The sequence below is a fragment of the Cellulomonas sp. Y8 genome (genome assembly GCF_008033115.1).
In the GTDB taxonomy this organism is placed as follows: domain Bacteria; phylum Actinomycetota; class Actinomycetes; order Actinomycetales; family Cellulomonadaceae; genus Cellulomonas.
The window spans coordinates 427277-452934 of sequence record NZ_CP041203.1; the positions used below are offsets into that span (position 1 = coordinate 427277).

Annotated in this window: 19 protein-coding genes and 1 pseudogene; 8 read left to right on the forward strand and 12 right to left on the reverse strand. The window is 76.1% G+C overall.

Annotated elements, in window-relative coordinates; translation table 11 throughout:
- Positions 1–150 precede the first annotated feature (150 nt).
- Together FKM96_RS01945 and FKM96_RS01950 are read left to right on the forward strand one after the other, a co-directional pair.
- Positions 151–600, forward strand: a complete 450-nt coding sequence (locus FKM96_RS01945; protein WP_246855150.1) for a YbjN domain-containing protein — start codon at positions 151–153, stop codon at positions 598–600.
- Positions 597–1106, forward strand: coding sequence for a YbjN domain-containing protein (locus tag FKM96_RS01950; protein WP_246855151.1), 510 nt, complete (start codon positions 597–599; stop codon positions 1104–1106). Before FKM96_RS01945 ends, FKM96_RS01950 begins: the two co-directional genes overlap by 4 nt.
- A gap of 25 nt (positions 1107–1131) precedes the next feature.
- Here FKM96_RS01950 and miaB read toward each other — a convergent pair whose 3' ends face one another.
- Positions 1132–2730, reverse strand: coding sequence for a tRNA (N6-isopentenyl adenosine(37)-C2)-methylthiotransferase MiaB (gene miaB / locus FKM96_RS01955; protein WP_147793813.1), 1599 nt, complete (start codon positions 2728–2730; stop codon positions 1132–1134).
- A 135-nt stretch (positions 2731–2865) separates the two neighbouring features.
- On the opposite strand from miaB, the gene FKM96_RS01960 reads away from it, so the two are divergent.
- The 4 genes from FKM96_RS01960 (at position 2866) to FKM96_RS01975 (ending at position 6327) form a co-directional block, all read left to right on the forward strand.
- The gene (locus FKM96_RS01960) at positions 2866–3663 is read left to right on the forward strand and encodes an amino acid ABC transporter ATP-binding protein (RefSeq protein ID WP_147793814.1); all 798 of its coding nucleotides are present in this window, start codon (positions 2866–2868) and stop codon (positions 3661–3663) included.
- Between the two features lie 102 nt (positions 3664–3765).
- A complete protein-coding gene (locus FKM96_RS01965; RefSeq protein ID WP_147793815.1) occupies positions 3766–4644 on the forward strand; it encodes a glutamate ABC transporter substrate-binding protein in 879 nt (292 codons plus the stop codon).
- 127 nt (positions 4645–4771) lie between these two features.
- Positions 4772–5422: an amino acid ABC transporter permease gene (locus tag FKM96_RS01970; protein WP_147793816.1), complete on the forward strand. Its 651-nt coding sequence runs from the start codon at positions 4772–4774 to the stop codon at positions 5420–5422.
- Entirely contained in the window at positions 5419–6327 is a 909-nt protein-coding gene (locus FKM96_RS01975) for an amino acid ABC transporter permease (RefSeq protein ID WP_147793817.1), read from the forward strand. The genes FKM96_RS01970 and FKM96_RS01975 overlap by 4 nt, the downstream gene beginning before the upstream one ends.
- Positions 6328–6426: 99 nt before the next feature.
- On the opposite strand, the gene rny is transcribed toward FKM96_RS01975, so the two are convergent.
- The 7 genes from rny to FKM96_RS02010 all read right to left on the reverse strand — a co-directional run bounded on the left by rny (position 6427) and on the right by FKM96_RS02010 (position 14737).
- On the reverse strand, positions 6427–8019 hold the full coding sequence (rny, locus tag FKM96_RS01980; RefSeq protein WP_147793818.1) for a ribonuclease Y: 1593 nt from the start codon (positions 8017–8019) through the stop codon (positions 6427–6429).
- Positions 8020–8242: 223 nt separating this feature from the next.
- The gene (locus FKM96_RS01985; protein WP_147793819.1) at positions 8243–9559 is read right to left on the reverse strand and encodes a regulatory protein RecX; all 1317 of its coding nucleotides are present in this window, start codon (positions 9557–9559) and stop codon (positions 8243–8245) included.
- Positions 9559–10599: a recombinase RecA gene (recA, locus tag FKM96_RS01990; protein WP_147793820.1), complete on the reverse strand. Its 1041-nt coding sequence runs from the start codon at positions 10597–10599 to the stop codon at positions 9559–9561. The genes FKM96_RS01985 and recA overlap by 1 nt, the downstream gene beginning before the upstream one ends.
- Before the next feature lie 245 nt (positions 10600–10844).
- Positions 10845–11729 carry an MBL fold metallo-hydrolase gene (locus tag FKM96_RS01995; RefSeq protein ID WP_246855152.1) on the reverse strand — a complete coding sequence of 295 codons (885 nt, stop codon included), beginning with the start codon at positions 11727–11729 and terminating at the stop codon, positions 10845–10847.
- Positions 11726–13645, reverse strand: coding sequence for an alkaline phosphatase family protein (locus FKM96_RS02000; RefSeq protein WP_246855153.1), 1920 nt, complete (start codon positions 13643–13645; stop codon positions 11726–11728). The genes FKM96_RS01995 and FKM96_RS02000 overlap by 4 nt, the downstream gene beginning before the upstream one ends.
- A 313-nt stretch (positions 13646–13958) precedes the next feature.
- A complete protein-coding gene (locus tag FKM96_RS02005) occupies positions 13959–14195 on the reverse strand; it encodes a DUF3046 domain-containing protein (RefSeq protein ID WP_147793821.1) in 237 nt (78 codons plus the stop codon).
- A gap of 62 nt (positions 14196–14257) precedes the next feature.
- Complete coding sequence (locus FKM96_RS02010; protein WP_147793822.1) at positions 14258–14737, reverse strand: hypothetical protein; 480 nt, start codon at positions 14735–14737, stop codon at positions 14258–14260.
- A 110-nt stretch (positions 14738–14847) separates the two neighbouring features.
- On the opposite strand from FKM96_RS02010, the pseudogene FKM96_RS22045 reads away from it, so the two are divergent.
- Together FKM96_RS22045 and FKM96_RS02020 are read left to right on the forward strand one after the other, a co-directional pair.
- Positions 14848–19934: pseudogene (locus FKM96_RS22045) on the forward strand (DEAD/DEAH box helicase).
- 65 nt (positions 19935–19999) lie between these two features.
- Complete coding sequence (locus FKM96_RS02020; protein WP_147793823.1) at positions 20000–20818, forward strand: DNA-formamidopyrimidine glycosylase family protein; 819 nt, start codon at positions 20000–20002, stop codon at positions 20816–20818.
- 250 nt (positions 20819–21068) lie between these two features.
- Here FKM96_RS02020 and FKM96_RS02025 read toward each other — a convergent pair whose 3' ends face one another.
- The 4 genes from FKM96_RS02025 to FKM96_RS02040 all read right to left on the reverse strand — a co-directional run bounded on the left by FKM96_RS02025 (position 21069) and on the right by FKM96_RS02040 (position 25600).
- Positions 21069–21404 carry a helix-turn-helix domain-containing protein gene (locus tag FKM96_RS02025; RefSeq protein WP_147796863.1) on the reverse strand — a complete coding sequence of 112 codons (336 nt, stop codon included), beginning with the start codon at positions 21402–21404 and terminating at the stop codon, positions 21069–21071.
- 215 nt (positions 21405–21619) lie between these two features.
- The gene (locus FKM96_RS02030) at positions 21620–22132 is read right to left on the reverse strand and encodes a CinA family protein (protein WP_147793824.1); all 513 of its coding nucleotides are present in this window, start codon (positions 22130–22132) and stop codon (positions 21620–21622) included.
- Entirely contained in the window at positions 22129–22746 is a 618-nt protein-coding gene (pgsA, locus tag FKM96_RS02035; RefSeq protein ID WP_147796864.1) for a CDP-diacylglycerol--glycerol-3-phosphate 3-phosphatidyltransferase, read from the reverse strand. Before pgsA ends, FKM96_RS02030 begins: the two co-directional genes overlap by 4 nt.
- A gap of 100 nt (positions 22747–22846) precedes the next feature.
- The gene (locus FKM96_RS02040; RefSeq protein WP_147793825.1) at positions 22847–25600 is read right to left on the reverse strand and encodes a DNA translocase FtsK; all 2754 of its coding nucleotides are present in this window, start codon (positions 25598–25600) and stop codon (positions 22847–22849) included.
- Positions 25601–25658: the final 58 nt, after the last annotated feature.

Below are 25658 nucleotides of genomic sequence, written 5' to 3' on the forward strand. Positions count from 1 at the left end.
GTGGGCGCCCGCGCGTATGGTGTGCGCATGGGTCTGTTCGGGAACCGCCGCCCCCGCCGCGGACCGGGCCGCCCGGCGAGCGGTCGCGAGGCCGCGCCAGTCCCCGCCAACCCCGGTCGGGGCGGCGCGCGCGGCTCGGAACCCGGCGGCGTGTCCGTGGACGACGGCCGGCCCACCCCGCTGAGCACCGACCGGATCGTGCGCTGGTTCGAGCGCAACGACTTCCACTACTTCACCGACGACGACGGCGACCTCGGCGGGCTGTGGCGGGGCCGGCTGTTCTACTTCTTCCTGTTCGGCGAGCACCAGGAGATCGTCCAGGTGCGCGGGCAGTGGAACCGCGAGATCGCGATCGAGCGGCTCGAGGAGGTGCTCGACGCCTGCACCGAGTGGAACGCCGAGCGCATCTGGCCGAAGGCGTACGTGCGGGTCCGCGACAACGGCATGGTGCACGTCGTCGCCGAGGTCTCCACCGACCTGGAGCACGGCGCGACCGACGAGCAGCTGAGCCAGATCCTGTTCTGCGGCCTGTCCACGTCGAGCACGTTCTTCGACGCGATCGACGAGCTCTACCCCGACCCCGCGGCGGTGGCCCCGTGACCGCGCCCCGCACGCCGGGCTGGCTGTCCCGGGTGCTCGGCGAGCGCGCCGCCGCCCCCGTGCCGCAGCGCCGGGTGCCGCTGCAGGCCCGGCCGACGCCGCTGACCCGCGACCGGGTCGCCTCGGCGCTGTCGTCCCGCGGCTACCACTTCCGGGTCGACGAGGACGGCGACCTGACCGGCGTGTGGAACGACTCCCGGTTCTGGTTCCTGCTGCTCGGCGAGCAGCGGGAGATCCTGCAGGTGCGCGGCCGCTGGCACCGGCAGCTCCCGGTCGACAGCCGCCGCGCGGTGACGCTCGCGCTCAACGACTGGAACCGCGAGCGAATCTGGCCGAAGCTCTACCTCCGTGAGGAGGAGGGCCAGCTCGCGGTGTACAGCGAGGTCTCGACGGACCTGGAGCACGGCGTGACCGCCGAGCAGCTGGACCAGCTGCTGTCCTGCGGGCTCGGCACCGGGGTGCAGAGCTTCGCCTCGTTCGACCAGCTGCTGCCGCCGCAGGTCTGAGCGGCGGCCGGCGCCGGGTCGACCGTCAGCGCCGCCCGAGGGTCGGCAGGCCGAGCAGCACCGGGGCCGCGGGCCCGCCCGCGGCGGCGCCCGTCCCGCACGCGTCGCCCGCGCCGCCGTGCGCGTGGTCGTCCTCGCCCGACTGCCGCCGCTCCCAGGCGTCGCCCGCCCGGGTCCGGCGCACCGCGAAGGTGCCGCCCTGCGCCGCCGAGTCGGCGACCAGGTGGTGCGGGGCCGCGTGCGTGACGTCGACCGTGACCAGGTCGCCGGGGCGCGGTGCGTCGGCCTCCGCCAGACCGGCCGGCAGCGCGAGGTGCACGAGGCGGTTGTCCGCGGCGCGGCCGGACAGCCGGCGGGTCTCGCCGTCCTTGCGGCCCTCGCCCTCGGCGAGCAGCACCTCGACCGTGCGGCCGACCTGCCGCTGCGCCTCCTCGAGGCCGATCCGGTCCTGCAGCGCGATCAGCCGCTCGTACCGCTCCTGGACGACCGCCTTGGGCAGCTGGTCGGGCAGGTCGGCGGCCGGCGTGCCGGGGCGCGGCGAGTACTGGAACGTGAACGCCGACGAGAACCGCGAGGCCTCGACCACGCGCAGCGTCTCGGCGAAGTCCTCCTCGGTCTCCCCCGGGAAGCCCACGATGATGTCGGTGGTGATCGCGGCGTCCGGGAGCTGCGCGCGGACCCGGTCGAGGATGCCGAGGAACTTCTCCGACCGGTAGGACCGGCGCATCGCGCGCAGGACCCGGTCCGAGCCGGACTGCAGCGGCATGTGCAGGCTCGGCATCACGGCGGGCGTCTCGGCCATCGCGGCGATGACGTCGTCCGTGAACGCGGCCGGGTGCGGGGAGGTGAACCGCAGCCGCTCCAGGCCGTCGATCGCGCCCGCGGCGCGCAGCAGCTTGGCGAACGCGCCCCGGTCGCCGAACTCGACGCCGTAGGAGTTCACGTTCTGGCCGAGCAGGGTGACCTCGATCGCGCCCTGGTCCACCAGCGCGGCCACCTCGGCGAGCACGTCGCCCGGCCTGCGGTCGCGCTCCTTGCCGCGCAGGTGCGGCACGATGCAGAACGTGCAGGTGTTGTTGCAGCCGACGCTGATCGACACCCAGCCGGCGTAGGCGGACTCGCGACGGGTCGGCAGCGTCGACGGGAAGACCTTGAGGGACTCCTCGATCTCGACCTGGGCGGCCTCGTTGTGCCGGGCACGCTCCAGGAGCACCGGCAGCACGTCGAGGTTGTGCGTGCCGAACACGACGTCGACCCACGGCGCGCGCTCGACGATGCCCGTGCGGTCCTTCTGCGCCAGGCAGCCGCCGACGGCGATCTGCATCCCCGGGCGGCCGCGCTTGGTCCCGGCCAGCCGGCCCAGGTTGCCGTAGAGCTTGTCCGCCGCGTTCTCGCGCACCGCGCACGTGTTGATGACGATGACGTCGGCCTCCTCGGCCGCCGCGGCCTCGGGTGACGCGGCGACGTAGCCGGCCTGCTCGAGCATGCCGGCCATGTGCTCGGAGTCGTGCACGTTCATCTGGCAGCCGAGGGTCTTCACCAGGTACGTGCGCGCGGGCGCGCCGCCCGGCGACGTGGGGGCGTCGGGGGCCACGAGGACGGGGGGCGGGGTCGTCGTGCTCATCGCGGACCAGGGTACGTCCGCGGCTCGCCGCCCTCCGCAGCGATGACTCCACCCCGGTCTCCACATGACCGTCTTGTTTCCGATCTGTGACCTCAAAAGGTGGCGCAGGTAACACGAGACTCATAGGTTCCAGGGATGGCACAGCCCGACCCGGCCCCGGCCCCCACCCCCGCGGCGTCCCCGGCACCCCACCCCGGTGCGCCCCTCGTCGTCCTCGAGCACGTGGAGAAGCACTTCGGTGCGCTGCACGTGCTGCAGGACGTCAACCTCACCGTGCGCCGCGGCGAGGTCGTCGTCGTGATCGGCCCGTCCGGCAGCGGCAAGTCCACGCTGTGCCGGACGATCAACCGGCTCGAGACGATCGAGTCCGGCACGATCACCGTCGACGGCGAGCCGCTGCCCGCCGAGGGCCGGGCGCTCGCCCGGCTCCGCGCCGACGTCGGCATGGTGTTCCAGTCGTTCAACCTGTTCGCCCACCGCACGGTGCTGCAGAACGTCACGCTCGGGCTGCGCAAGGTCCGCCGGATCGGCGGTGCCGAGGCCAAGGCGCGGGCGATGACCCTCCTCGAGCGGGTGGGCGTCGCCAGCCAGGCGGACAAGCTGCCCGCGCAGCTGTCCGGCGGGCAGCAGCAGCGCGTTGCGATCGCCCGCGCGCTGGCGATGGAGCCCAAGGTGATGCTGTTCGACGAGCCCACCTCCGCGCTCGACCCCGAGATGATCAACGAGGTCCTCGACGTGATGACCTCCCTCGCGGCCGAGGGCATGACGATGGTCGTCGTCACGCACGAGATGGGCTTCGCCCGCAGGGCCGCCGACCGCGTCGTGTTCATGGACGGGGGCGCCATCGTCGAGGAGGCGGACCCCGAGACGTTCTTCACCGCCCCGCGCAGCGAGCGGGCGCGCGACTTCCTGTCGAAGATCCTCACCCACTGAGCCCGGGCGCCCCCGCGCCCGCAGCACCACGCACCACCCGCACGAACCCCGACCGGCACCGACCGAGACGCACCGCACCCGACGCGACCCCAGGAGCCCGACATGAGAACCCGCACCGCAGGCCCGATCGCCCTCGCCGCCGCCACCGTCCTGACCCTCGCCGCGTGCGGCGGCTCCGACGACGCCGACGGCGGCTCGACCCCCGAGGTCTCCGACGTCGAGGCCGCCGACTTCCCCGAGGGCTCCACGATGGCCGAGCTCGCCGAGGCGGGCTCCATCACGATCGGCACCAAGTTCGACCAGCCGCTGTTCGGCCTCGTCGGGCCCGACGGCACGCCCGAGGGCTTCGACGTCGAGATCGGCAAGATCATCGCCGGCGCGCTCGGCATCCCCGAGGACGGCATCGAGTGGAAGGAGACGGTGTCCGCCAACCGCGAGTCGTTCATCGAGTCCGACCAGGTCGACATCGTCGTCGCGACCTACACGATCAACGACGAGCGCAAGCAGGTCGTGTCGTTCGCGGGCCCGTACTACGAGGCCGGGCAGTCGATCCTCACGCTCGCCGACAACGAGGACATCCAGGGTCCCGACGACCTCGCGGGCAAGAAGGTCTGCACGGTCTCCGGGTCCACCCCCGAGGCGAACCTGCTGGAGAACTACCCCGACACCGAGGTCGTGCCGTTCGGCGCGTACTCCGACTGCCTCGAGCCGCTGCGCGGCGGGCAGGTCGACGCCATCAGCACCGACAACGTGATCCTCGCCGGCTTCGCGGCCGACGACCCGGCGTTCGAGGTCCGGGGCGAGCCGTTCACCGAGGAGCCCTACGGCATCGGCCTGGCGCTCGACGACACCGACTTCCGGATGTGGATCAACGACGTCCTCGAGCAGTCCTTCGAGGACGGCACCTGGACCGAGGCGTGGGAGGCGACCGCCGGCACCGTGCTGCCGACGCCTGAGCCGCCCGCCGTCGACCGCTACTGACGGCGCCGCGGCGCCCGGGGGCCACGGCTCCCGGGCGCCGGGCGGCCCGTCCGCGCCGTCGGCGCCCCGTCGACGCCCCCCTCGACGCCCGTCGACCCCGCCGTCCCCCGAAGGCAAGGACCCCCGCGTGGACCTGATCGCCGACAACCTGCCGGCCTACCTGAGCGGCTTCCGCGTGACGCTGCAGCTCACCCTCCTGTCCGGGGCGTTCGCCCTGGTCTGGGGCACGGTGCTCGCCGCCATGCGCGTCTCCCCGCTCGCGACGCTGCGCGGCTTCGCCGTGACCTACGTCGAGCTGCTGCGCAACACCCCGCTCACCCTGGTGTTCTTCTTCCTGGTGTTCGTGGCGCCGCAGTTCGGCGTGCTGCCGCCGCTGGGCTTCTGGACCGCGGTCATCGCGCTGTCCGCCTACACCTCGGCGTTCGTCTGCGAGGCGATCCGGTCCGGCATCAACGGCGTCCCCGTCGGCCAGGCGGAGGCGGCCCGGGCGATCGGGCTCACGTTCGGGCAGACGCTCGGGCTGGTCGTGCTCCCCCAGGCCGTCCGGTCGGTCGTCCCGCCGCTGATCAACGTCCTGATCGCCCTCACCAAGAACACCTCCGTGGCCGCGGGCTTCGCGGTCGTGGAGCTGCTCGCCTCCGGTCGCCGGATCGCGCTGGCGAACCCGTCCGAGGCGACGCTGGCCCTCGTCGGCGTCGGGCTGTTCTACCTGGTCATCACCATCCCGGCCGGCTACCTGGCCGGGGTCCTCGAGCGGAAGGTGGCGTTCGCGCGATGAGCACCGTCCTGTACGACGAGCCCGGACCCGTCGCCCGGCGGCGCGAGCGGATCGGCTCCGTCGTCGGCGGCCTGCTGGTCGTCGCCCTGCTCGTGCTGGCGTTCCGGTACGCCGACGGCCGCGGCCTGTTCGGCGCCGACCGGTGGGACGTGCTGTACGACCCGCCGAAGAACCAGTCCGCCGAGGCCGTGTGGACGTCGATGGTCGTGCGCGGCCTCGGCGCCACGCTGCGCGCCGCGGTCGTCGCCGCCCCGCTCGCGCTCGTCCTCGGGCTGCTGCTCGCGATGTGGCGCACCACCCGGATCGCGTGGCTGCGCGCACCCGCGACGGTCGTCATCGAGCTGTTCCGCGGCCTGCCCGTGCTGCTGATGATGCTGTTCGGCCTGCTCGGCTTCGGCTGGGACGCGTTCGCCGCCGTCGTGTTCGGCCTGACGGTCTACAACATGGCGATCATCGCCGAGATCCTGCGCGCCGGGCTGGCGTCGCTGCCCAAGGGCCAGACCGAGGCCGCCTACGCCATCGGGCTGTCGCGGTGGCAGACGCTGCTGCTCGTCCAGCTGCCCCAGGCGGTCCGGACGATGCTCCCGAGCCTCATCGCGCAGCTCGTCGTGCTGCTCAAGGACTCGTCGCTGGGGTTCATCGTCGGGTACCCCGAGCTGCTCCGGGCCATGCAGACCAACGCGCAGTACTTCGGGCAGAAGTACTACGTGGCGCTGTTCGTGGTGGGGGCCGGGATCTACCTGGTCGTGAACATCACCCTGACCCGGCTGGCCGTGTGGCTCCAGCGACGGGGCGGGGCGAAGACGGCGGGGAAGGTCACGCGCGACGTGACGATCGCTCCGGCGGGCGTCGGCGGCCCGGGCGGCCCCGGCGGGTTCGCCTCGGGCGCGGGCGGCACGGTCTGACCGCGTGCTCCCGCCGAGAGAGGAGCGTTCCGCCGAGGTAGGACCGTCCGGGGTCCTACCTCGGCGGGGGTCCTGTCTCGGCGAAGCCCGCGGGCCGCGTCAGCCCGCGGTGGCGCTCGCGCGGACCTCGCGGACGACGGTCACCTTGATCTCGCCCGGGTAGGACAGGTCCTGCTCGATGTGCCGGGCGATCTCGACCGCGAGCCGGCCGATCTCCGTGTCCGGCACCGCGCTCGGCTCGACGACCACCCGCATCTCGCGACCGGCCGCCATGGCGAGCGCCCGGCGGACGCCGGCGTGGCTCGCGACGAGCTCCTCCAGCTGCTCCAGCCGCTCGACGTGCTGGTCGGTGTCCTCACGGCGGGCGCCCGGCCGGGCCGCGGACATCGCGTCCGCCACCTGCACCAGCACCGCCTCGACGGTGTCCGCGGGCACCTCGTCGTGGTGCGCCGCGATGCCGTTCACGACGGCCTCGGACTCTCCGTGCCGGGCGGCCAGCGCCGCGCCGACCTGCGCGTGCGTGCCGGGGACCTCGCCGGTGAGCGCCTTGCCGAGGTCGTGCAGCAGGGCCGCGCGGCGGGCGACGTCGACGTCGGCGCCGATCTCCCCCGCGACCTGCGCGGCGATCAGCGCCGACTCCACCAGGTGCTCCAGCACGTTCTGCCCGAACGACGTGCGCAGCCGCAGCCGGCCGAGGACCCGCACGAGCTCCGGGTCCAGCCCGCGCACACCGGCCCGCTCGGCGGCCGCGTGCCCGGCCTCGTCGGCGCGCTCGTCCGCGCCGGCCTGCGCCTCCGCGTACGCCGCCTCGATCCGCTGCGGGTTGATCCGGCCGTCCGCCATCAGCGCCTCGAGCGCCACCTGGGCGACCTCCCGGCGGTCCGCGTCGAAGCAGGACAGCACGACGGTGCCCGGGGTCTCGTCGACGAGGACGTTCACGCCGGTCAGCGCCTCGAACAGCCGGATGTTCCGACCCTCCTTGCCGATGATGCGGCCCTTCATCTCGTCCGACGGCAGCGGCAGCAGCGTCACGGCGGCCTGGCTGCTCGTCGGGACGGCGGCGCGCTGCGCGGCGGTGGCGAGGACGCGGCGGACCCGCGCGTCGGCGGTGCGGCGCGCCTGCGCCTCGACCCGGCGGACCGTCGCGGCCGCCGCGGTCTGCGCCTCGGCGGTGAGCTGGCGGAGCAGCTCGGCCCGGGCCTCCGCCGCGGTCAGGCCGGACGTCGCCTCCAGGCGCTCGGCGGCCTCCTGGGCGGCCGCGGCCAGCCGGTCGGCCGCCTGGCGCTCGGCGGCGGCCCGCTGGTCGGCGGCCTCCCTCTCGGCTGCGGCGGCGACCCGGGCGGCCTCCCGCTCGGCGGTCGCCAGGCGCTCCGCGGCGGCCGCGGCGGCGGTGGCCGCCTGCTCGGCCGCCCGGCGGCGGAGGTCGGCGGCCGCCTCGTTCGCGGTCCGGGCGGCGCGCTCCTGCTCCGTCGCCGCGCGCTCGGCCGTCGCGGCGTGCTGCTCCCGCTCGGCCGCGCGGGCCTCCCGTCGCTGCGCGTCCGCGAGGGCGGTGCGGGCCTCGTCGCGGATCGACTGGACGTCGTCCTGGGCCTGACGGCGCACGGCGGCGGCCTCGCGGCGCGCCAGCAGGACGAGCACGAGCGCGACCAGGCAGGCGGCGAGCAACCCGACGACGATCGCCACGTCCTGCATGCGTCCACGCTCCCGGTCCCTGGTGCTGCTGCTGGCCCGGGCGGCCGCGGTGCTACGTGCCCGGGGGTGCTCGCGCGCCGTGTCTCCGCCCGCGCCCGGGCGCAGCCGCCCAGGCGGGCGGCACGCGGGTGGGTGCGGGGTCGACGGCGACGCGAGTGGCCCCATTGTTCCCCATGCGGGTGACCGCACCGGCGAGGTCGGGCGCGCGGCGTCGCGCGAGCCGTCAGGCCGGGTCGAGGCCGCCCGCCCACCCGTCGCCGGGATCGGCGGGGTCCGCGCCCTCGGCGTCGAGCTCCTCGCGCACGACCCTCGACACGAGCGACCCCCCGTACCCGCGGCGCCCGAGCGCCCCGTACGCGCGGCGCAGCCGGACCTCACGGTCGAGGCCCCGGGTCGCGCGGAGCTTCTTGCGGGCGAGCGCGCGGGCCGCCTGCTCCTCGTCGGCGTCGTCGACCTGCTCCAGCGCCTCGCGGGCCACCTCGTCGTCCACGCCCTTGCGGCGCAGCTCCATCGCGAGCGCGCGGCGGGACATGCCCCGCTCGGCGTGCCGGCTGCGGACCAGGACCTCGGCGTAGGCCGCGTCGTCCACCAGGCCGACCTCGGTGAACCGGTCGAGCACCCGGTCCGCGACGTCCTCGGGCACGTCGCGCTTCGCCATCGCCTCCGCGAGCTGGAACCGGCTCCGCGGGGCCGCGGTGAGCTGGCGCAGGGCGATCGCGCGGGCCACGGACTCGGGGTCGGGCTCGGCCTCGGCCGCGGCGGCACCGGCCTCGGGCGGCTCGGTCGCGGGCGCGCGGCGTCGACCGGTGGTGGGGCCGCGCGCGCCTCCCCGGCGTGGGCCGAGCTCCGGGCCGGGGGCGTCGACGGCGCGCGGGTCGGCAGCGCTCGGGTCGATGGCGCCCGGGTCGACGGCGCCCGGGTCGGCGGTGCTCGGATCGGCCGCGGGCGTGGCGACGACGGGCTCCGGCCGGGCACCCCCGGACCGCGCCACGATCTCGACGAGCCGCGCCGCCACGGCCGCGACCTCCGGCGACTGCTCCCCCGAGGTGGTCGCGGGTCCGCCGGTGCGCGGGCGTCGGCGAGGCGCGCGCTCCGCAGGGGCCCCGGTGGGCGCAGCGGTGCGCGAGCGTGCAGGGGTGCGGGAGCGCGCCGCGGCCCGCGGGGCGGTGCCGGAGTCCCCCCACGCGTCGCCGGCCGCGGCGTCGTCGTCCGCGACCGGATCGGGAGCCGCGGAGCCACCGCCCCACGGCGACGCCGACCCCGCCGCGTCGTCCTCCCACCCGGGAGCAGGGGGCGGCGCGTCGTCCTCCCACCCGGGAGCAGGGGGCGGCGCGTCGTCCTCCCACACCGTGGCGGGGGCCGGCGCGTCGTCGTCCCAGACCGACGCCGAGGACTCCCCCGACCCCGCCCAGGCGGACGCGTCGCCGTCGGACAGGTCGTCCCACGCCGACTCGCCCGCCGGGGCGGTGTCGAGCCATGCCGAGTCGTCCCCGGCCGCCTCCGCGTCGACGGCGGCGGCCGGGTCGTGCCGGGTCGACATCAGAAGTCGACCTTCACCTCCGCGCCGGCGGGCGCGTCGACCTTGGCACCGATGCCGAGCTTCTCGAGGATCTTCTTCTCGATCTCCGCGGCGAGGTCCGGGTTGTCGCGCAGGAACCCGCGCGCGTTCTCCTTGCCCTGGCCGAGCTGGTCGCCCTCGTACGTGAACCACGAGCCGGACTTCCGGATGAAGCCGTGCTCGACGCCCATGTCGATGAGGCCGCCCTCGCGGGAGATGCCGACGCCGTACAGGATGTCGAACTCGGCCTGCTTGAACGGCGGCGCCATCTTGTTCTTGACGACCTTGATGCGGGTCCGGTTGCCGACCGCGTCCGACCCCTCCTTCAGGGTCTCGATGCGGCGGATGTCCATGCGGACCGAGGCGTAGAACTTGAGCGCCTTGCCACCGGTGGTGGTCTCGGGCGAGCCGAAGAACACGCCGATCTTCTCGCGCAGCTGGTTGATGAAGATCGCGGTGGTGCCGGACGCGTTGAGCGCACCGGTGATCTTGCGGAGCGCCTGGGACATGAGGCGGGCCTGGAGACCGACGTGGCTGTCGCCCATCTCGCCCTCGATCTCGGCCTTCGGCACGAGCGCCGCGACGGAGTCGATGACGATGATGTCGATCGCGCCGGAGCGGATCAGCATGTCCATGATCTCGAGCGCCTGCTCACCGGTGTCCGGCTGCGACACGAGCAGCGCGTCGGTGTCCACGCCGAGCTTCTTGGCGTAGTCCGGGTCCAGCGCGTGCTCCGCGTCGATGAACGCGGCGATGCCGCCCTGGCGCTGGGCGTTGGCCACGGCGTGCAGCGCGACGGTGGTCTTACCGGACGACTCGGGGCCGTAGATCTCGACGATGCGGCCCTTGGGCAGACCGCCGATGCCGAGCGCGACGTCGAGGGCGACGGAGCCGGTCGGGATGACCTCGACCGGGGCGCGGCCGTCGTCGCCGAGACGCATGATCGAGCCCTTGCCGAACTGACGGTCGATCTGGCTGAGGGCGGCCTCGAGAGCCTTCTCGCGGTCCTGGGGTGCGGGCATGGTGTTCCACCTCGTGCGTCTCGTGCAGCCTCGCGCTGCGCCGGCAGGGCTGGTCTTCTCGTGTCGTGCGCTGACGCTATGCCCGACCACCGACATGGACCCCGGCCCCGTCCACAGCCCGCGCGGCACGCCCCTCCTGGGGACGATCCCGCCGGCCGCACCCGGACCCGCGGCGCGCCAACGCGGACCACTCTACCGAACACATGTTCGACCGGCACCGCACCGACACGCCCGGCGCGTCGGGGTCAGCGCGCCGCGTCGCCCGCGCCGACGCCACCCGCGCCGACGCCGCCCGCGCCGCCCGCGCCACCGCCCGGCACGCCGCCCACCGGCGACGCCCCCGGCTCGCCGAGCCGCACCGCCTCCCCCGGCGCCAGCAGCACCGGCTCCACCTGCGCCCGCCGCGCGAGCGCCCGCGCGAACGCCGGGCCCGCCCGGTCCATCCACCCCGGAGGCAGCCGCCGGGACGCGGGTGCGTGCAGCGTGCCCCAGTGCACGGGGACCGCCCACCGCACCCCGACCGCCTCGCACACCTCGGCCGCCTGGTGCGGGTCCATGTGCCCGCCCGAGAGCCGCGGCCCCCAGCCGCCGACCGGGACGAGGGCCAGGTCGATCGGGCCGCCCGCGAGGTCCGGCAGCCGGCGCATCTGCGGGTACGGCGCCGTGTCGCCCGCGAACCACACCCGGAGCCCGGGCGCCACGACCAGGAACCCGTGGGTGGCGTTCGGCCGGTGCGGCATCGGGCGGTGCCCGTGCTCGGCGCGCACCGGGCGGACGCGGACCGCGGTGCCGGGGACGGTCCACCACTCCTCCGCCCCCAGGCCGACCGCGTGCAGCCCCTGCCGGTCGAGCCAGTGCGCGTTCGCCCGCGCGGCGAGCACCGGCACGTCGCCGAGCAGCCGCAGCGAGCCGACCTCGGCGTGGTCGTGGTGCAGGTGCGAGACGAGCACCGCGCCGGCGTCGGCCCAGTCCTCGGGGTGCGGCGCCGGGGCGCTGCGACGCAGCAGGCCGGCGTGCGGGCGCAGCAGCGGGTCGGTGACCAGCCGCGTCCCGCCGACGTCGAGGACGACCGTCGCGTGCCCGAGCCAGCGCAGCGTCGCCCCAGCGCCCACCGGGTCGCCGGCGGTCACCTCCCCGCCTCCGCGGCCTCGTCCGCCGCCTCGTCCGCCGCCCGGCGCGTCGCCGTGCGGCGCAGCCCGAGCGCGGTCGCCCAGCGGACCAGCTGCTCGTGCACCCGGTCCGCCCCGACGGGCATGCGCCGCCCGTCGACGTCGGCCAGCAGGTCGTCGTCGACCGCGAGGTCCACGGGGTGGAGGAGCACGGCCCGATTCTGCGCACCGCCGAGCCCGCCGTGCGACCCGCCCTGCCCCTCGAACGCGTGCACGCGCCCGTCTGCGGAGACGTCCGACAGGACCACCAGGTCGCCGACGTGGTCGAGCCGCCCGAGCCGGCGCAGGTCGTCCGCCGCCCGCCCGCCGTACCGCGCGACCGGGTCCACGCCGTCGACGGCGGCCTCGCCGTCGGCCTCCTCGAGCCACGCGACGCCGCCCGGCCCGACCGCCGCGAGGCCGCGCGCCGCGGTGTCGACGACCACCAGCCCGATCCCGGGCGTGCCGGCGAGCCCGCGCACGAGGCCCGGCCAGCGCTCCTCGACCTCCTCGAGCACCAGCCGACGCCCGGACCGCGGGAACCACACCATGCCGAGGTTGCCGGACCCCGCGACGGCGACGTCCGGCGGGGCGACCCCGTCGCTCCCGGGCTCCGGGGCGTCGCCCTCGCGGCGGTCCCGCCCCGGGGGCCCGAGCACCCGCGACCGGTCCGCGCCGTGCCGCACGGCGGTCGAGCTGAGGAACGCGTTCAGCGGACCCCACTGCTCGTCGTCGGTGCCCGCCTGCACCGCGTCGACCCCGCCCCGGGCCATGTGCCCGCGCACCACGTCGACCAGCGGCCGCCCCGCGACCTGCTCGAACGTCGCCCCGAGCGACTGCCCGTGGTCGGACAGCACGACCACCCGGTAGTCGCGCGGCGCGGCGGCGGCGACCCGGACGAGCGTGTCCAGCACCCGGTCCAGGCCCTCCAGCGCCCGCATCGACTCGGGCCGGGTCGGGCCGGCGTGGTGCGCGATCTCGTCGTAGTCGACCAGGTCGACGAACACCACCGGCGCCCCGCGGACGAGCTGCTCCGCGACCACGGACGTCGCGAGGTCCCGCAGCAGCACGTTCGTCACCCCGCGGAGCACCACGTACCAACCACGGCGGGGCACCCGGGGCCGCACGTCGCGCACCCGCTGCCGCCGCCCCTGGTACAGCTCCTTGACCATCTCGCCCACCGTCAGCGTCACCGCGCGCGCCAGCACGAACGGGCTCGCGAAGAACCGCAGGTACGACGTCCCGGGACCGATCCCGCGCCGCGCCTGGCTCATCACGAGGTGCTGCCGCTCCGCGTCGCCGGAGAACATCGTCGCCACCGCCGCGCCGCCGTCCGCGAGCAGCCCGCGGCCGTCCGACAGCCGCCGCTCCACCAGCGCGGCGTCCTCCGGGTGGTTCGTCACCACCAGCCGGCCGACCTCGCGGTCCCACCACCGGAACGAGCAGATCGCGTCCGCGGCACCGTGCAGCAGCCCGGCCTGGCTCGCCGGCGTCGTCGACGGGGCCTGCGCCCACCACTCCCGCACGACGTGCGTGCCGTCCGCGACCCAGCGCGCCATCGTGGGCGCCAGCCCGGCGTCGACCGCCTGGGCGAGGACCGGCGCCGCGACCCCGTCGAGCTGCACCACCAGCAGCCCGGGTGGCCGGTCGTCGGGCACGGCGCCGCCGCCCTCCCCGGCGCGGCGGGCGTGCGCCCGGGCCCGGCGGAGCACGTCGCCCACCACGTAGTCCGAGTCGGAGGCGCCCCACACCCAGCGGCCGATCGCCATCACGACGGCCGCGATGACGAGCACCTGGACGACGGCCCACGCGTTCCGCACCTGCAGGCCGGGCAGCAGCGTCAGGGCCAGCCACGCGACGAGCACCTGCGCGGCCAGGCCGGCGAGCAACGCCCCCATCGCCCCGCCCACCCGGGCGAGCAGCCGCAGCGGCCGGGCGCAGCACCAGGTCGCCGACCGCGACCGCGAGCGCCGCGAGCAGCACCGACCCGGGGTTGGAGGCGCTCACCCCGTCGACGACCGCGATCGCGATGCCGAGCCCCAGGGCCGTCGTGACCAGGCCCAGCAGGGCGTCGCCGACGTCGCTGAGCGTGACCGACCACCAGCCGGGGTCCGGGCGGTGCGGGTCGTCGGGCGACACGCCCTCAGCCTGCCACGCGCGGGCGCGCCGCGGGCGACCCGTTGCGGGTGGTGCGTGGCGTCGCGACCGAGGTCAGGGGCGCGCGGGCGGCGCCTGGCGGTACTTGTCCGAGCCCCAGCGCTGCGCGTCGGGGACGTCGAGCTCGTCGCACAGGGCGTGCCACACGTCCCGCGGGTCGATGCCGGCGTCGAGGGCCTGCTCGGGGGTGCGGTCGCCGAGACGCTGGAGCACGAGCTCGTGGGTGAGGACGCGGCCGTGGGCGCTGCCGAGCACCTCGTCGACCAGCTGCCAGAACTCGCGGTACCGCACCTCGCGCTCCCTCCCGTCCGCGTCGTGGACCTGCGAGCGTACGCGTGCCGGGGCGCGGGCGGTCAGTCGTCCGTCGTGGGCAGCGCCAGCAGCCACCCGGACACGGGGTGCCGCGCCACGACCTGCGCCCGGTACACCCGCGCCGCGTCCCCCTCGCCGACGCAGACCTCCAGGTCCGACGGCGCCGGGCTCCCGACGAGCGCCGCGAGCACGTTCCCGAGCACGCCGCGCACCCGGGGCCGCCGCCGTGCGCGGCGCCCGCGGCGGTCGAGCAGCGCGTCCACCACGGCCGCGGTGTCCCGGCGCGGGACCTCCAGCGTGGCGATGTCCTCGACCTCCACCTCGTCCTGCCCGTCCCGGTGGAGCCGCACCTGCAGGTCCGGCGTCCCCGCGAGCACCACGGAGACCGGTGACCGCTCGGCCCCCTGGACCTCGTCCTCCCAGGGGTCCGCCTCGGGCACCGGCGCGGGCGCCCGGCCGTGGCGCGCACCCGCCTCCCACAGCGCACGGACCGCGGACTGCGTCGCGTCGTCGATCGGCATGCCCCGATCCTGCCGCGACCGGTCCCCCGCGCGCAGCCGTTCGCCCAGCGCGCAGCCGCGGACCCGCAGGTGGGGGCGCGCGTGTCGGTGCCCCGCGACAGAATGGCGCGGTGACACCTCCCCCGACCGCCGGCGGCCCCACCGGCGCCGACGTCCTCGGGCGGTTCTCCGAGCCGACGCAGGACTGGTTCCGCGGCGTCTTCGCCGAGCCGACGGCCGCCCAGGGGGGCGCGTGGGACGCGGTGTCGACCGGCCGGCACGCGCTCGTCGTCGCGCCGACCGGGTCCGGCAAGACGCTCGCGGCGTTCCTGTGGGCGCTCGACCGGATCACCGCGGAGCCCGTCGACGCCGAGGCCGACCCGCTGCAGCGGTGCCGGGTGCTGTACGTGTCGCCGCTCAAGGCGCTGGCCACCGACGTCGAGCGCAACCTGCGCTCCCCCCTGGTCGGCGTCCGGCAGGCCGCGACCCGCCGCGGGCTCACGCTGCCCGACGTGCGGGTGGGCGTCCGCACCGGCGACACCCCGCCCAACGAGCGGCGGCAGTTCGCGACGAAGCCGCCGGACATCCTCATCACGACGCCCGAGTCGCTGTTCCTCGTGCTGACGTCGGGCGCGCGGGCGGGGCTGTCGGGCGTGCGGACGGTGATCCTCGACGAGATCCACGCGGTCGCCGGCACCAAGCGCGGCGCGCACCTGGCGGTGTCGCTGGAGCGGCTGGACGCGCTGCTCGACCGGCCCGACGGCCCCGGCCCGGCCCAGCGCATCGGCCTGTCCGCGACCGTGACCCCCGTCGACCGGGTCGCGGCGTTCCTCAGCGGCGGCCGCGCCCCCGCGGACGGCGGGCGCGAGGTGGTCGTCGTGCAGCCGCCGTCGACCAAGGAGATCCGGGTCGACGTCGTCGTCCCGGTGCCCGACCTCACGGACCTCGGCGCGCCGCTGCCGAGCGACGGCAAGGCCCGCGGGCCCGCGCCGAAGCCTGTCGTCGACGACGAGCTGCCCCCGCTCGCGCCCGGCGAGGCGGACCTCACCGGGCAGGCCGCCGGGTCCGGCGCGCCCCGGCCGTCCATCTGGCCGCACGTCGAGGAGCGCGTCGTCGACCTGGTCGCCGACCACCGGTCGACGCTGGTGTTCACCAACTCCCGCCGCGGCGCCGAGCGGCTGACCGCCCGGATGAACGAGGTGTGGGCCGAGCGGCAGGGCGAGGACGTCCCCGACCCCGGCACGCTGTGGGCCGCGCAGGCCAACGCCCAGTCCGGGACCGCGGTCGGCGTGGACGCCCGGGACGCGGACACGATCATCGCCCGCGCGCACCACGGGTCCATGAGCCGGGCGGAGCGCACCCGCACCGAGTCCGAGCTCAAGGCCGGCCGGCTGCCCGCCGTGGTGGCGACCAGCTCGCTGGAGCTCGGCATCGACATGGGCGCGGTGGACCTCGTCGTCCAGGTGGGCGCGCCCCCGTCGGCCGCGAGCGGCCTGCAGCGCATCGGCCGCGCGGGCCACCAGGTCGGCGCGGTGTCGCACGGCGTCGTCTTCCCGACGTTCCGCGGCGACCTCGTGCCCGCGGCGGTGACGGCGCTGCGGATGCGCGCCGGGCAGATCGAGCCGCTGCACGTGCTGACCAACCCGCTCGACGTGCTCGCGCAGCAGGTCGTGGCGATGGTCGCCCAGGAGGACTGGACCGTCACCGAGCTGGCCGCGGTCGTGCGCCGCTCCGCGCCGTTCACGACCCTCGGCGACGCGACGCTGCGCGCCGTGCTCGACATGCTCGCGGGCCGGTACCCGAGCGAGGAGTTCGCCGAGCTGCGCCCGCGCATCCTGTGGGACCGCGCGACCGACGTGCTCAGCGCCCGGCCCGGCGCCCTGCGGCTGGCCGTGACCAGCGGCGGCACGATCCCGGACCGCGGCCTGTACGGCGTGTTCCTCGCGTCCGGCTCCGAGACGGCCGACGTGCCGGTCGACCCCGAGCGATCCGGCGGGCGCACCCGCGGCGGCAAGCGCGTCGGCGAGCTCGACGAGGAGATGGTCTACGAGTCGCGGGTCGGCGACACGTTCACGCTCGGGTCGAGCACCTGGCGGATCGAGGACATCACGCCGGACCGCGTGCTCGTCACCCCCGCCCCCGGCGTCCCCGGGCGGCTGCCGTTCTGGAAGGGTGACTCCCAGGGCCGCCCCGCCTCGCTCGGCCGCGCGATGGGTGCCTGGTCCCGCGAGGTCGCCGACCTGCCCGACGCGGACGCGCGCACCCGGGTCGCCGAGGCCGGGCTCGACCCCTGGGCCGCCGACAACCTGCTCGGCTACCTCCGCGAGCAGCGGGACGCGACCGGCACGCTGCCGAGCGACGTCACCGTGGTGGTCGAGCGGTTCCGCGACGAGCTCGGCGACTGGCGCGTCGTCGTGCACTCCCCGTACGGGGCTCGGGTGCACGCGCCCTGGGCCCTCGTGCTCGGCGCGCGGCTGCGCGAGCGGTTCGGCGTGGACGCCGCCGCGATGCACGCCGACGACGGCATCGTGCTGCGGCTGCCCGACATGCTCGCGGCGACCGCCGACCCCGTGGGCGACCTGCTCGGCTGGACCGCGCCCGACTCCTGGTCGGCCGACGGCTCCCCGTTCAGCCCCGGCGGCCTGACGGACGCCGCGCCCGTCGACGCGGCGGACCTGCTGATCGAGCCCGACGAGGTGGCCGACGCCGTCCGCGAGGAGCTCGGCGGCTCCGCGATGTTCGGCGCCCGGTTCCGCGAGGCCGCCGCCCCGCGCGCTGCTGCTCCCCCGCCGCCGCCCTGACCGCCGGCAGCCGCTGTGGCAGCAGCGGCAGCGCTCGGCGCAGCTGCTCAGCGTCGCGTCCCGGTACCCGGACTTCCCGATCCTGCTCGAGGCCGTGCGCGAGTGCCTCCAGGACGACTTCGACATCGACGCGCTGGTCGAGCTCATGCGGGACGTGTCCGCCGGGCGGGTGCGGGTGGTCGAGGTCACCACGACCCGGCCGTCGCCGTTCGCCCAGTCGCTGCTGTTCGGCTACACCGCGCAGTTCCTCTACGACGGCGACGCCCCGCTGGCCGAGCGCCGCGCCGCCGCCCTGACCCTCGACCCGACGCTGCTGGACGAGCTGCTGGGGGGTGGCGGCGGCTCGCAGATCGCCGACCTGCTCGACCCCGACGCGGTCGTGCGCACCGAGGCAGAGCTGACCGCCACCGACCCCCGACCGGCAGGCGCGCACCGCCGAGCAGGTCGCCGACGTGCTCCGCCGGCACGGGCCCCTGCCGCTCGCGGGGGTCGAGGCGCGCACCCGGGAGGACGTGCGGGACGACGTCGCCGGCTGGCTCGCCGACCTGGAGCACGCGCGCCGGATCATCCGGGTGCGGATCTCGGGCGTCGCGCCCGCCGACGCCGAGCAGTGGGCCGCCGTCGAGGACGCCGGCCGGCTCCGGGACGCCCTCGGCGTCGCCCTGCCCGTCGGGGTGCCCGAGGTGTTCACCGAGGTGCTGCCCGACCCGCTCGGCGACCTCATGCGCCGGCACGCCCGGACGCACGGCCCGTTCACCGCCGCCCAGGTCGCCGCCCGGTTCGGTCTCGGCACCGCCGTGGTGCAGGCGGCGCTGCGGCCGCTGGAGCGGGCCGGCGTCGTCGTCCAGGGGCGGCTGCGGCCCGACGCGCTGGGCGGGGTCGGCGACGAGTACTGCGACGCGGACGTGCTGCGCACCCTGCGCCGCAGGTCCCTCGCGGCGCTGCGCTCCGAGGTCGAGCCCGTGCCGCAGGTGGCGCTCGGCCGGTTCCTGCCGGCGTGGCAGCACGCGATCGGCCGGTCCGCGCCGGGGGCGCTCCGGGGCGTCGACGGGCTGGCGCGAGCGGTGGAGCAGCTGGCGGGCGCCGTCGTGCCCGCCTCCGCCCTGGAGTCGCTGGTGCTGCCCGCGCGGGTGCCGGACTACAGCCCCGCGCTCCTGGACGAGCTGACCGCGTCCGGCGAGGTGCTGTGGGCCGGGCACGGCACGCTCCCCGGCAAGGACGGGCTCGTCAGCCTGCACCTCGCCGCGACCGCCGACCTCACGCTGCCGCTGCTGACCGCACCCGGCTCCGAGCCGGCGCCTCCGCCGGAGCACCTGGACACGCCGCTGCACCGCGCGCTGGTCGAGGCGCTGCGCGGCGGCGGCGCGTACTTCGTCGGCGCCCTGGGGTCGCGGGTGGCCGAGGCGCTGCCCGAGGCCCCGCCGTCCCAGGCCGCGCTGGTCGACGCGCTCTGGGACCTGGTGTGGGCCGGGCTCGTGACGAACGACGGCCTGGCGCCGCTGCGGGCGCGGCTGGCCGGCGGGAAGACGACCCACAAGACCACCGCCTCGGCGCCGCCGTCCCGGGCGCGGCAGCTCACGATGGGCGGCGGCCGGTTCGGCGGGCGGCCGAGCCTGCGCGGCAGCGGGGTGGGTCTCCGGTCCGCGGGGCTCGCGGGTGGCGGCCTGGGCGGGCTCGGCGGCGGCCTCGCGACCTCGGGCGGCGAGGCGGGCGGCCGCTGGTCGATCCTGCCGTCCCGCGAGCAGGACCCCACCCGCCGCGCGCACGCCCTGGCCGCGCAGCTGCTCGACCGGCACGGCGTGCTGACCCGCGCGGTCGCGCCCGCCGAGGGCGTCGCCGGGCAGTTCGCTCCCGTGTACCGGGTGCTCGCCGCGCTCGAGCAGCAGGGGCAGGTACGGCGCGGGTACTTCGTCGAGCACCTCGGCGGCTCGCAGTTCGCGCTCCCCGGGGCCGTCGACCAGCTGCGCGCGGAGGCCCGGCAGATCGAGCGGATCGCCGAGCAGTCCGTCCCCGCCGACGCCGACCGCTCGGTCGTCCTCCTCGCCGCGACCGACCCGGCCAACCCGTACGGTGCCGCCCTCGCGTGGCCGGTCCGCACCGACGCGCCCACCGGGCACCGGCCCGGTCGGAAGGCCGGCGCGGTGGTCGTGCTGGTCGACGGGGTGCTGGCGCTCTACCTCGAGCGCGGCGGGCGCACGGTGCTCACGTTCACCGAGGACGAGACCGCGCTCCGGCTGGCGACCGCGCGGCTGGCCGAGACCGTGCGCGAGGGACGGCTCGGCCGGATCACGCTGGTGCGCGCCGACGGCGAGGAGCTCCTGACCGGTGGGCTGGAGTCGACGGCCCTGGGCCGGGCGCTCGCGCTGGCCGACTTCGCGCCGACGCCGCGGGGCATCCGGCTGCGGAGCGCGCGGTGACGCCGCGCGGGCGCGCGCGGCGGCCCCGGGGTGACCGAGCCGCCCGGACCGGGCGGTGACGGCCGGTGCCTGAGGGCGACATCCTGGCCCGCACCGCCCGGCGGCTCGACGAGGCGCTCGCCCGCCGGGTACTCGTCCGCAGCGACCTGCGCTGGCCCACCGCCGCCACCGTCGACCTGGTCGGCCGCACGGTCCTCGGCACGAAGTCGTACGGCAAGCACCTGCTCACCCGGTTCGACGACGGCCGCACCCTGCACACCCACCTGCGCATGGACGGGTCCTGGCGGATCGCCCGGACCGGCTCCCCCGGCGCCCGGGCCGGCGCGCCGCACGTCCGCGCGGTGCTCGCCAACGAGACGTGGACCGCGGTCGGCGAGCTCATCGGCATGCTCGACGTCGTCCCGACCCGCGACGAGCACACCCTCATCGGCCACCTGGGTCCCGACCTGCTGGCCGACGACTTCGAGACCGCCGGGCTGCCCGAGACGCTGCGCCGGTGGGCCGCGCGCGGGTCCACGCCCGTGTGCGAGGTGCTGCTCGACCAGACGGTCGTCGCCGGCATCGGCACGATCTACATGGCCGACTCGCTGTTCCTCGAGAAGATCTGGCCGTGGACCCCCGCGGACGAGGTGCCCGACCCGTCCCGGCTGCTCCGGGTGGCGCGCGCGATCATGCAGCGCTCGGTCGGCTCGTCCTCGCCGTCGACCACCGGGGAGGTGTACCGGGGGCGGGAGACCTGGGTGCACGGGCGGCTCAAGGAGCCGTGCCGGCGGTGCGGCGCGCCGGTGCGGCGCGGTCTGGCCGGCCACCCGCCGACGGAACGTCCGGCGTACTTCTGCGGCGTCTGCCAGCGCCCGCCGGCCCCGGCGACCACGCCGCGCTGACGCGCCCCACCTGCCGGGTGTCCGAGGCATCCCGGCGGCCTGGATGCCTCGTCCGCCGGGTCGTGCCCACAAGCCCTCCCGTCCGACAGTGGAACGTCGTGACCGACACGCCGTGGGCGTGTCGGTCACGACGTTCCACTGTCAGGTCGGCGCGCGCACGCCCCCGGACGCGACGACGCCCGGCCTCCCGCCGAGCGAAGGGCGGGACGACCGGGCGTCGTCGGTGTCTGGGGTGGGTGTTCCCCCGCGGTCAGCCGACCGGGGCGAGCTCCGGGCGTCGGCGCCAGGTGCTGTCCTGGCCGCCCAGGGCCGAAGCCAGGTCGACCGGGACGGTGTCGGGGATCAGCAGACCCTCGGCGACGGCGATGCGGTCGCTCACCTCGCGCAGCACGAGCGACATGGGCACGTCGAGCGCCTCGCAGATGCTCGCGAGCAGCTCCGACGACGCCTCCTTCTGACCCCGCTCGACCTCGCTGAGGTAGCCCAGCGACACCCGGGCGGCGGAGGACACCTCGCGCAGGGTGCGTCCCTGCCGCTGGCGGGCATCCCGCAGCACGTCACCGATCTCTCGGCGCAACACGACCATCTGGCGTCCCCCTCTCATGTCCCGATCCTGCTCCTGCCGCGCCGTCTGCTGACCCGCAGCAGCGGGCCGGACGACGGCGGCACCCTTGTGGCCCCGCGTGGGGAGGCTCCCACCGTACAGTGCGCTCCCCTGACGGGCAGCGCCGGGACGGCTGGTGGGCCTGGTGTTCATCACGATCTCCACAACGCCTGCACGACCCCCGGTGTTCCCGGGGGTCAGGCGCCGCCGCCGGGCCGCACCGCGGACAGCGCCTCCCGGAGCACCGCGGCGCAGGTGGCGGCGCGGATCGCGGCCCGGTCGCCGGCCAGGTCGAGGGTCCGGACGACCGTGCGCTCGGGGGTCGCGACGGCCACGTGCACCGTCCCGGGTGAAAACCCGTCCTGCGGGTCCGGGCCGGCGACGCCGGTGGTCGCGAGCCCCACGTCCGATCCCACGACGCCGCGGACGCGCTCGGCCATCTGGCGGGCCACCTCGGGGTGCACCGCCCCGTGCTCCGCGAGGAGGTCGGCGTCGACGCCGAGGATCGCGCCCTTGACGTCGGTCGCGTAGGCGACGACGCCGCCGCGGAAGGACCGGGAGGCCCCGGGGACGTCGACGAGCGTGGCGGCGACCTGGCCGCCGGTGAGCGACTCGGCGGTGGCGACCGTCCAGCCGCGCCCGCGCAGCGCGTCGAGCACCGCGGCGGCCGCCTCCGCCGCCGGGCCCCGCCCGCCGGCCCCCGTCGTCACGCCGGGTCGCCGTGCGGGGACGTCGTCCCGGTGGCCGCGGCGTGCCGGGTCGCGTCCGCCCCGCCGGCGACGTGCTCGCGGTGCACGCGCACGGCCGTCCGCACGTAGTCGGCCCCGGTGACCAGGGTGACGACCACGGCCGCGCCCATGAGCACGCTCGCCACGACGAGCACCGCGGTCGGCAGCTCCGACAGCGGCAGCAGGAAGAGCCCCACGGCGAGGGACTGCAGCACGGTCTTGATCTTGCCGCCGCGCGACGCGGGCAGGACGAGGTACCTGAGGAGGAAGAACCGCATCACCGTGATGCCGATCTCCCGGACGAGGATCGCGCCGGTCACCCACCAGCTGAGGTCGCCGATCCAGGACAGCCCGACCAGCGCGGTGCCGATCAGCGCCTTGTCGGCGATCGGGTCGAGCAGCTTGCCGAGGTCCGTGACCAGGCCGAGCCGCCGCGCCAGGTAGCCGTCGAGCCGGTCGGTGGCGGCCGCGAGGGCGAAGATCCCCGCGGAGACCCAGCGCCAGCGCGGGTCCTGGCCGCCGTCGACCAGCAGGGCCCACGCGAAGAACGGCACGACGGCGATGCGCAGCACCGTCACGACGTTGGCGACGTTCATCGGCGAAGGGCGGCTCACCCCGACAGCCTACGGGCAGCGGGCGCGGACCACGGCCCGGGCGGCGCGCCCGCGCCGACCCCCACCGACCTCGGGCGGTGCGTCAGCGCAGGTCGTCGGCGTCGTCGTAGTAGTCGACGGCCTCGGGCGGCTCGCCGGGCATCCGGCCCTCGGGCGCGGCGTACCGGTCCTCGCCGGCCGACCCCGCGTCGCCGCCGCCCGAGCCGCCCGGCTCCGGCTCGCCGCGCAGCATCGCCAGGGTGCCCGGCAGGTCGTCCGGCTGCACGAGCACCTCGCGCGCCTTCGACCCCTCGGACGGACCGACGATCTCGCGGGACTCGAGCAGGTCCATGAGCCGGCCGGCCTTGGCGAACCCGACGCGCAGCTTGCGCTGCAGCATCGACGTCGAGCCGAACTGCGACGTGACGACGAGCTCCGCGGCCTGCAGCAGCAGGTCGAGGTCGTCGCCGATGTCCTCGTCGACCTGCTTCTTGACCGCGGCGACCGCGACGTCCTCGCGGTAGACCGGCTTGAGCTGCTGCTTCACGTGCGCGACGACGGCGTGGATCTCGGACTCGGACACCCAGGCGCCCTGGGTGCGCATCGGCTTCGCGGCGCCCATCGGCAGGAACAGCGCGTCGCCCTGGCCGATCAGCTTCTCGGCGCCGGGCTGGTCGAGCACGACGCGGGAGTCGGTCAGCGAGGACGTCGCGAACGCCAGCCGGGACGGCACGTTGGCCTTGATGAGGCCGGTGACCACGTCGACCGACGGGCGCTGCGTCGCGAGCACCAGGTGGATGCCGGCGGCGCGGGCGAGCTGGGTGATCCGCTGGATGGACGCCTCGACGTCGCGCGGCGCGACCATCATGAGGTCGGCGAGCTCGTCGACGATCACGAGCAGGTACGGGTACGGCGCGATCTTCCGCTCGGAGCCCGGCAGCGGCTTCACCTTGCCGGCCTTGACCGCGACGTTGAAGTCGTCGATGTGCTTGAACCCGAACATCGCGAGGTCGTCGTACCGCGCCTCCATCTCCCGCACCACCCACTCGAGGGCCTCGGCGGCCTTCTTCGGGTTGGTGATGATCGGGGTGATGAGGTGCGGGATGCCCTCGTAGATCGTCAGCTCGACACGCTTCGGGTCGACCAGCACCATCCGGACCTGGTCCGGTGTGGCGCGCATGAGCACGGACACGATCATCGAGTTCACGAACGACGACTTGCCGGCGCCGGTCGCACCGGCGACGAGCATGTGCGGCATCTTCGCGAGGTTCGCCGTGACGTAGCCGCCCTCGACGTCCTTGCCGACGCCGATCACCATCGGGTGCTCGGAGCGGCGCGCCGCGCTCGACCGGAGCACGTCGCCGAGCGACACCGTCTCGCGGTCCGTGTTCGGGATCTCGATGCCGATGGCCGACTTGCCGGGGATGGGCGACAGGATGCGCACGTCCGCGGAGGCGACGGCGTAGGCGATGTTCTTGCTCAGCGCCGTGACCCGCTCGACCTTCACGCCCTTGCCGAGCTCGACCTCGTAGCGCGTGACGGTCGGTCCTCGGGTGAAGCCGGTGACCTGGGCGTCGATCTCGAAGTTCTCCAGCACGCTCGTCAGCGCCTCGACCACGCGGTCGTTCGCGGCGGAGCGCACCTTGTGCGGGGCGCCCTTCGCGAGCGCGTTCTCGTCCGGCAGCGTGTAGAGCACGTCGCCGCCGAGCATCGGCTGCTCGCCACGGGGCACGCCCGTGGTGGGCGGGGCGACGGGGTCCGGGCGCGGCGCGGGCGCCTCGGCCGCCGCCGGCACCGCGGCCACGGCCGTGACGGCCTGGGTCGGGGCCGTGCTCGGGGCCACGACGTCGTCGGCGTCCTCGTCGGCGTCGAGGACCGCCGTGGCGTCCTCCTCCTCGCGGCGGCGGCGCTCGACGAACGCGGCGCGCTCGAACGCCTCGTCGCCGGCGTACCCCTCGAGCGTGTCGGGGTCGTCGGGGTCGGCGGCGGCACGCTTCTTGAGCCGGTCCATCAGCTTCCGGCGCGACGGCTTGGCCGGGGGCTCCTCGACCGCGGTGTGCCCGGCGTTGATCACCAGCGGGGCGTCGTCGTCCTCGACCCCGTCCTCGTCGCGGTGGTTGCCGGTGAGCCGGTCGTAGACCCCGCGCAGCCGGGGGCCGATCTGGTTGACCGGCGTCGCGGTGACGACCAGCACGCCGAAGAACGCGAGCAGCACCAGCAGCGGCACGGCCGCCCACGCGGTCACCAGGCTCACCAGCGGCGTCCCGACGAGGTAGCCGACGATGCCGCCCGCGTCCCGGACCGCCTCGAACCCGCCCGACGGCGCGGGCAGGTCCTGCTGGACGTGCACCAGCGCGCACGCCGCGAGCGTGATCGCGGTGAGGCCGATGCTGATCCGGGAGTTCGCCTGGTTCCGCTCGGGATGGCGCATCAGCCGGATCGCGATGCCGACCAGGGCGACCGGGACCGCGACGGAGACCCGACCGAACGTCCCGGCGACCACGACGTGCACGGCGTCGCCCGCCATGCCGTCCAGGCCCCACCACTCGCGGGCGGCGACCACGATCGCGAGGGCGATGAGGAAGAACGCGGCGCCGTCGCGGCGCAGCGCGGGGTCGAGGTCGCGCGCGCCGTGGCCGACCCGGCGGGCGGCGCCGCCGACGACGTGGGCGCAGCCCATCCAGATGCCGCGGACGATCCGGATCGGCAGCGCGGGGCGGGGCGGCGGAGGCGGTGCGGCGTTCTTGGCGGAGCCGCGGGAGCCGGAGCCGGACGCGCGCGCCGCCGGTGCCGCGGTGCGGGCGCGCGACGACGGCGCAGCCGCACGGGTGGCGGTGGAGGACGGACGGGCGGCCATGGTCCTCACGGTAGCGGCCACCCGGGTGCGGGACCGGGAGCCCGCGCCGGTGGGGTGC

Excerpts from the sequence above, each read along its gene's own strand:
- miaB (WP_147793813.1), bottom strand. The coding sequence starts at position 2,730 with ATGAGCACGACGACCCCGCCCCCCGTCCTCGTGGCCCCCGACGCCCCC.
- FKM96_RS01960 (WP_147793814.1), top strand. The coding sequence starts at position 2,866 with ATGGCACAGCCCGACCCGGCCCCGGCCCCCACCCCCGCGGCGTCCCCG.
- FKM96_RS01965 (WP_147793815.1), top strand. The coding sequence starts at position 3,766 with ATGAGAACCCGCACCGCAGGCCCGATCGCCCTCGCCGCCGCCACCGTC.
- FKM96_RS01975 (WP_147793817.1), top strand. The coding sequence starts at position 5,419 with ATGAGCACCGTCCTGTACGACGAGCCCGGACCCGTCGCCCGGCGGCGC.
- rny (WP_147793818.1), bottom strand. The coding sequence starts at position 8,019 with ATGCAGGACGTGGCGATCGTCGTCGGGTTGCTCGCCGCCTGCCTGGTC.
- FKM96_RS01985 (WP_147793819.1), bottom strand. The coding sequence starts at position 9,559 with ATGTCGACCCGGCACGACCCGGCCGCCGCCGTCGACGCGGAGGCGGCC.
- recA (WP_147793820.1), bottom strand. The coding sequence starts at position 10,599 with ATGCCCGCACCCCAGGACCGCGAGAAGGCTCTCGAGGCCGCCCTCAGC.
- FKM96_RS02000 (WP_246855153.1), bottom strand. The coding sequence starts at position 13,645 with ATGGGGGCGTTGCTCGCCGGCCTGGCCGCGCAGGTGCTCGTCGCGTGG.
- FKM96_RS02010 (WP_147793822.1), bottom strand. The coding sequence starts at position 14,737 with ATGCCGATCGACGACGCGACGCAGTCCGCGGTCCGTGCGCTGTGGGAG.
- FKM96_RS02025 (WP_147796863.1), bottom strand. The coding sequence starts at position 21,404 with ATGGTCGTGTTGCGCCGAGAGATCGGTGACGTGCTGCGGGATGCCCGC.
- pgsA (WP_147796864.1), bottom strand. The coding sequence starts at position 22,746 with ATGAACGTCGCCAACGTCGTGACGGTGCTGCGCATCGCCGTCGTGCCG.
- FKM96_RS02040 (WP_147793825.1), bottom strand. The coding sequence starts at position 25,600 with ATGGCCGCCCGTCCGTCCTCCACCGCCACCCGTGCGGCTGCGCCGTCG.